Source organism: Embleya sp. NPDC005971, assembly GCF_040629175.1.
In the GTDB taxonomy this organism is placed as follows: domain Bacteria; phylum Actinomycetota; class Actinomycetes; order Streptomycetales; family Streptomycetaceae; genus Embleya.
The window spans coordinates 1-7,304 of record NZ_JBEXUX010000139.1 but is presented as its reverse complement, the minus strand read 5'-3'; the positions used below and the strand labels follow the sequence as shown (position 1 = coordinate 7,304).

At 73.2% G+C, this 7,304-nt stretch carries 1 protein-coding gene; it reads left to right on the top strand.

Features of this window, described 5'->3' with window-relative positions:
- Nucleotides 1-7,304, top strand: a 7,304-nt coding sequence (locus tag ABZ374_RS47635) for an SDR family NAD(P)-dependent oxidoreductase (RefSeq protein WP_360324849.1), incomplete at both ends; no start/stop codon positions are given.

Below are 7,304 nucleotides of genomic sequence, written 5' to 3'. Positions count from 1 at the left end.
GTGCGGTTCGAGGAGACGGTGCGGCTGCTGCTCGCGCAGGGCTTCGACACCTTCGTCGAGGCCAGCGCACACCCGGTGCTCACCACCCCGATCGAAGGCACGGTCGAGTCGGCCGAGGCCGAAGCGGTCGTCCTGGGCACGCTGCGTCGGGGCGAGGGTGACCTGGTTCGCTTCACCGCCGCGGTGGCGCAGGCGTACGTCGACGGCGTCGCCGTGGACTGGTCCCCGCTGCTGGGCGGGCAGCTTCCCGGCCGCGGCACGGTGACCGTCGAGCTGCCGACCTACGCCTTCCGCCGCCGGCGGTACTGGCTGGAACGTATCGAGTCCACCGGCGACGCGCGTGGTCTCGGCCAGGCGCAGGCGGACCATCCGTTGCTCGGCGCCGCGGTGCGACTCGGTGGCGGGCATGGGGTCGTGCTGACCGGCCGGCTGTCGTTGTCCTCGCACGCCTGGCTCGGGGATCACCTGGTCGCCGGCACGGCCCTGCTGCCCGGCGCGGCCTTCGTCGAACTGGTGGTCCGGGCAGGCGACGAGGTCGGCTGCGGTCGGATCGACGAACTCGCCCTGGAAGCGCCGTTGGTGATCCCGGAGCGCGAAGCGGTGCAGATCCAGGTCGTGGTCGGCGCGGCCGAGCACGACGGAACCCGGCCGGTGAGCGTGTTCTCGCGCGGCGCGGCCGAATCGGCGGGGCCGGAGTGGATCCGACATGCCGTCGGCGCACTGTCCGAACGCGGATCGGCGTCCGATGCGTCCGACACCTCCTTCGCCTCCGGCACCTGGCCGCCCAGCGGCGCGGAGCCGGTGCGGCTCGACGACTTCTACGCCGACCTTGTGCCGAAGGGCTATGCGTACGGACCCGTCTTCCAGGGCCTGCGGGCCGCCTGGCGGGTGGGGGAGGACGTGTACGCCGAGGTGGCGCTGCCCGAGGAGCCGGCGCAGAGTGCGGCCCGCTTCGGGCTGCACCCGGCGCTGCTCGACGCGGCACTGCATGCCGCGCTTTCCCGGGGCGACGACGGTGCGGCGGACCGGGTGCGACTGCCGTTCGTCTTCAAGGGGCTGACCCTCTTCGCGGGCGCCGCCTCCCGGTTGCGGGTACGGCTGTCACCCGTCGGCTCGGATGCCGTCCGGGTGACGCTGGCCGATCCGAAGGGCGGCCCGGTGGCCGCGATCGAGGCGCTGACCCTGCGCCCGATCGCCGCCGAGTCGCTCGCGGCGGCACGACCGGTCGCGACGGACGACCTGTGCCGCGTCGAGTGGATGCCGGGATCGGCCGGCGCCGCCTTCGCCGGTGGCATCGCGGTGCTCGACGCCGACACCCCCGACCTGTCGGCGCTGGTCGCGGGCGGCGTACCCGAGGTGGTCGTACTGCCCTGCCTGGTGGCGTCGGAGCCGGGTGACGACCACGCCGCCGCGGCCCATCGGGCGGCGGCCGGGGCGTTGTCGGTGGTGCGCGAGTGGCTGGGTGACGCACGGTTCGCCGAGTCGCGACTGCTCGTGGTGACCCGGGGCGCGGTGGGTGTCGCCGCCGGCCCGCAGCCGTCCGCGCTGCCCGGCCTCGCGGCCTCGCCGGTGTGGGGCCTGGTGCGGTCGGCGGCCACGGAGCATCCCGATCGTTTCGTATTGGTGGACGTCGACCCGGTCGACGGCGAGGACGACTGGCAGGCCCTCCTGCCGGACGCACTGGCCCACGGCGAACGGGAGATGGCGATCCGCGGCGGCGCCGTGTTGGTGCCGCGACTGGTTCGGCACGCCGTCGACTCGCCCGTGTCGGCGTCCGGATCCACCTCCGCGTCCGGGTCCGGGTCCGCTTCTGCCTCTGCCTCTGCGTCCGGCGAAGCGAAGACCTCCCTCGATGCGGGCACGGTCCTGATCACCGGTGGTACCGGCCTGTTGGGCGGATTGATCTCCCGGCGCCTGGTCTCCCGGCACGGGGTGCGCAGCCTGGTGTTGCTCAGTCGTCGTGGCGAACAGGCCCCCGGAGTGCACGAGTTGGTGGCGGAGCTGGCGACGCTGGGTGCGTCGGTGGTGGTGGAGGCGGGTGACGCGGCCGATCGGGAGGCGTTGCGTGGCGTGTTGGGCCGGATCCGGGGCCCGTTGACCGGAGTGGTGCACGCCGCCGGGCTCCTGGACGACGGCCTGGTCGAGGCGTTGACCGACGAGCGGTTGCACACCGTGTTGCGGTCCAAGGTGGACGGTGCGGTCAACCTGCACGAGGCGACGCGCGATCTCGACCTCGCCGCCTTCGTGCTCTTCTCCTCGGTCTCGGGGATCCTGGGCGGCCCGGGCCAGGCGAACTACGCGGCGGCGAACACGTATCTCGACGCCCTCGCGCACGCCCGCCGGGCCGACGGGCTCCCCGCCACCTCGATGGCCTGGGGCCTGTGGGCCGAGGCCGGCGGGATGACGGGCGCGATGAGTGGCGCCGACCGACAGCGGATGAGCCGGCTCGGCGTCGGGCCGCTCGCCACCGAACAAGGTCTCCGCCTGTTCGACGCCGCCCTCGGCAGCGACGAGGCCCTGCTGGTCCCCGTCGCGCTGGACCTGCCCGCACTCCGCGCCCGCGCCGGGAACGGCACGTCGGCGGGAATGTTGCGCGGTTTCGCCCCCGCGCCGGCCCGCCCCACCGCCGACGGCGCGGCCGAGGCCCCGGCGGGATCCGCGCTCGCACTACGGCTCGGCGCGTTGCCGGACGCCGAGCGGGAACGGGCCCTACAGGAGCTGGTTCGCGAACAGGTGGCGGCCGTACTCGGCCTGCCCACGGGCGCCGACGTCGACTTCGCCGGCACCTTCAAGTCCCTCGGCTTCGACTCGCTCACCGGACTCGACCTGCGCAATCGGCTGAATACCGCGACCGGTCTGCGGTTGTCGGCCACGCTGGTCTTCGACCACCCGACGCCGACCGCGCTGTTGCGCACCATCCGGCAGACCCTCTTCGGCGCTCGGGAGGCGCCCCCCGCCGCGGTGGTCGGTGCGGTCGTGGACGACGAACCGATCGCGATCGTCGGCATGGCCTGCCGCTATCCCGGTGGGGTGGAGTCGCCGGAGGACCTGTGGCGCCTGGTCGCCGAGGGTCGGGACGCGGTCTCGCCGTTCCCGACGAACCGGGGCTGGGACCTGGAGGGTCTGTACGACCCGGACCCCTCGGTCTCCGGGAAGAGCTATGCCCGCGAGGGCGGATTCCTGCACGAAGCGGGGGAGTTCGACGCCGGATTCTTCGAGGTCTCGCCGCGCGAGGCGTTGGCGATGGACCCGCAGCAGCGGCTTCTCCTGGAGACCTCCTGGCAGGTGCTGGAGCGGGCCGGAATCGATCCGACCACGCTGCGCGGCAGTCGGACGGGCGTGTTCGTCGGGGTGATGTACCACGACTACGCGTCGGGCATGCAGAAGGTGCCCGAAGGGGTGGACGGCTACCTGCTGATGGGCAACACCGGCAGCGCCGCCTCGGGCCGGCTGTCCTACACCTTCGGGTTCGAGGGACCCGCGGTGACCGTGGACACGGCCTGCTCGTCGTCGCTGGTGGCCCTGCACCTGGCCGTTCAGGCATTGCGTAGCGGCGAATGCTCGATGGCGCTGGCCGGCGGTGTCACGGTGATGTCGACGCCCGAGGTCTTCGTCGAGTTCAGCCGCCAGCGCGGGTTGTCGCCCGACGGGCGCTGCAAAGCCTTCTCCGCCGACGCGGACGGGACCGGCTGGTCCGAGGGCGTCGGCGTGTTGCTGGTGGAACGACTGTCGGACGCGCAGCGCAACGGCCATCACATCCTGGCCGTGGTGCGGGGCACCGCAGTGAACCAGGACGGTGCGAGCAACGGTCTGACCGCGCCGAACGGTCCCTCGCAGCAGCGGGTAATCCGCCAGGCGCTGGCGAGTTCCGGCCTGTCGGCCGCCGAGGTCGACGCGGTCGAGGCGCACGGGACGGGCACGACGCTGGGCGACCCGATCGAGGCGCAGGCGCTGATCGCGACCTACGGTCGGGATCGCGACGCGGAACGGCCCTTCTACCTCGGGTCGTTGAAGTCGAACATCGGTCACGCCCAGGCCGCGGCCGGTGTCGGCGGCGTGATCAAGATGGTGATGGCGATGCGCGAGGGCGTGTTGCCGCGGACCCTGCACAGCGCCGAGCCGTCCCCGCACGTGGATTGGTCGGCGGGCGCGGTCGAACTGCTCACCGAGGCGCGCACGTGGCCCGAGACGGGTCGTCCCCGCCGAGCGGGCGTCTCGTCGTTCGGCGCCAGCGGCACCAACGCGCATGTCGTGCTGGAACAGGGCCCCGAGCCGGTGTTCCCGGCGACCGAAGAGCCAACGCCGGCCGATGAACGCGTACTTACCTGGCTGCTGTCGGCGAAGTCCGACGACGCGCTCGAAGCCCAGGCCGTTGCCCTGTCCACGCACCTGCGGGACCACCCCGAACTCGATCTCGCCGCCGTTGCCTCGGCGCTCGCCGTCTCGCGCGCGGCCCTCGACGAGCGGGCCGCGGTGATCGGTTCCACCCGTGCCGACCTGTTGGCCGGCCTCGACGCGCTCGCGGCGGGTGAGGCCACGGCAGGTGTCGTACGCGGCTCGATCCTCGGAACGGGAGATCTCGCCTTCCTGTTCAGTGGGCAGGGGTGCCAGCGGGTCGGGATGGGGTCGGAGCTGTATGGGGCGTTTCCGGTGTTCGCGGAGGCGTTCGACGCGGTGGTGTTCGAGCTGGACCGGCAACTGACGGGTCATGTCGCGCATTCGGTGCGGGATGTGGTGTTCGGGGTGGCGGGTACCGAGGGTTTGTTGGACGAGACGGTGTTCACCCAGGCCGGGTTGTTCGCGGTCGAGGTGGCGCTTTTCCGGTTGATCGAATCGTTCGGTGTGCGGCCGGGGTTCCTGCTCGGGCACTCGATCGGCGAACTGGCCGCCGCGCATGTGGCGGGGGTGTGGTCGCTGGAGGACGCGGCGGCGGTGGTGGCGGCGCGTGGGCGGTTGATGCAGGCGTTGCCGGCCGGTGGGGCGATGGTGGCGGTGCAGGCGTCCGAGGACGAGGTGCGGGCGGCGCTGGACGGGTCGGCCGCGGTGGGTGTGGCCGCGGTGAACGGGCCGACGTCCGTGGTGCTTTCCGGCGATGAGGAGCCGGTGTTGGCGGTGGCGGCCGTCTTCGCGGCGCGGGGGCGCAAGACGCGGCGTCTCACCGTCAGTCATGCGTTCCATTCGTTGCGGATGGACGGCATGCTCGCCGAGTTCCGCGACGTTCTGGCCGGCGTCTCCTTCGCCGAGCCGACGCTGCCGATCGTCTCCAACCTGACCGGACGGCACGCGAGCGCCGAGGAGTTGACCGACCCGGACTACTGGGTTCGGCAGGTCCGCGGTGCGGTGCGCTTCGCCGACGGCGTGGCACACCTGCGCGCGGCCGGCACCGGAACCTTCCTGGAACTGGGCCCCGATGCGGTACTGACCGCCATGGTCCACGACTGCGCCGCCGCGCCGACCGACCCGGAGGCGGGCGCCACCCGCGACATCGGCATTCGCTCCGCGCTGCGCCGAGGCCACGCGGAGATCGAGGCGCTGCTCGCCGCGGTCGCGTTCGCCCACGTACGCGGTTGCCCGACCGATCGGGCCGCGCTGCTCACCCCCGCCGCGCGCGGGCATGTCGACCTGCCCACCTACGCCTTCCGGCGCCGGCGCTACTGGCTCGACACGACCGCGAGTGGCCCCGCCGATGCCGCCGGGCTCGGGCTGATTCCGGCCGGACACCCGTTGCTGGCGGCCACCGTGCGGCTCGCCGGCGCCGATGCGGTCATGTTGACCGGCCGGATCTCGCTCCAGGCCCAGCCCTGGTTGGGCGATCACGCGGTCGCCGGAACGGTGTTGTTGCCCGGCACCGCCTTCGCGGAGCTGGTCATGCAGGCGGGCGATCGGGTCGGCTGCGGACGCGTCGACGAACTGACGCTCCGAGCACCGCTCGTGTTGTCCGCCCACGGTGCGTACGCCCTCCAGGTGCAGGTGGAACCGCCCGCTGCCGACGGGCGTCGGGCGGTGGGCGTGTACTCCCGGGACGAAGCGGTGGGCGAGGACGGCGAATGGACCTGCCACGCCGCGGGATTCCTGGCCGAGGACGCCGCCGAAGCGGTGTTCGACCTCGCCGCCTGGCCGCCGGTCGGGGCCCGGGCGATCGACATCGACGACTTCTACCCGCAGGCCGCCGAGGCCGGTTACGGCTACGGGCCCGCCTTCCAGGGGCTGCGTGCGCTGTACCGGGACCCGGACGGCACGCTGTTCGCCGAGGTCGAGGCGCCTGCCGAACACGCCGACGACGCGGGTCGGTTCGGCATTCATCCCGCTCTGCTCGACGCCGCGCTGCATGCGCTGATCGCGGATGATCCGGACCCGGCCGGCCCCGGTCGGGAGCAGGCGATGCGGCTGCCCTTCGAATGGAACGGCCTGCGGCTGCACGCGGCCGGGGCGTCCGCGCTCCGGGTGCGCCTGGCCGCGGTCGACGGGGATACCGACCGGATCGCGGTTTGGGCCGCCGACGGCACCGGGCGGCCGGTGTTCTCGGCCGAGTCGCTCGAACTGCGCTCCGCCGACCCGGCACGACTGGGTGCCGCCGCCACGTCGGTGGACTCCCTGTACCCGGTGGTGTGGACCCCGGTCGGCCGCCCGGCCGGGCCGGACACCGCCGAATCGCCCGAACTCCCGGGTTCCGGACCGGAACCGGACCCGACCGTCCTCGACTGCACATCCGTTCCGCCGGCCGCCGCGGACCTCGGGCGGGCCGCCGAAGCGGCTGCCGTCGACCTGCTCGCGGCCGTGCAGGCATGGCTGACCCAGCCGACGACCGACGAAGCGGCTGCGTCGCGCCGTGTGGTGGTGACGCGTGGCGCGGTGGCGGCGGCTCCCGGCGATTCGGTCACCGACCTCGCCCGTGCCCCCCTCTGGGGATTGATGCGATCGGCGCAGAGCGAGCACCCCGACCGGTTCCTGCTGGTCGATCTCGACCCGAACCACGACGCCGACACGGTGGACCCGGTCGAGGTGGCCCGCATCGCCCTGGCCGCGGGTGAGACCCAGGTTGCCGTACGCGCGGGCGCCGTGCTCGCACCGAGGCTGGCCCGGGCGGATCGTGGTGGGACGTTGGTACCGCCGTCCGGCCCCTGGCGGTTGGACGGCGTACCGCGCGGGACGCTGGAGGACCTGGCGCTCGTGCCGGCGCCGGAGGCGCAGGTGCCGCTGTCGGCCGGCCGGGTGCGGATCGCGGTGCGGGCGGCGGGGCTCAATTTCCGGGACGTGTTGATCACGCTGGGGATGTATCCGGGTGCCGCGTCGATGGGTGGCGA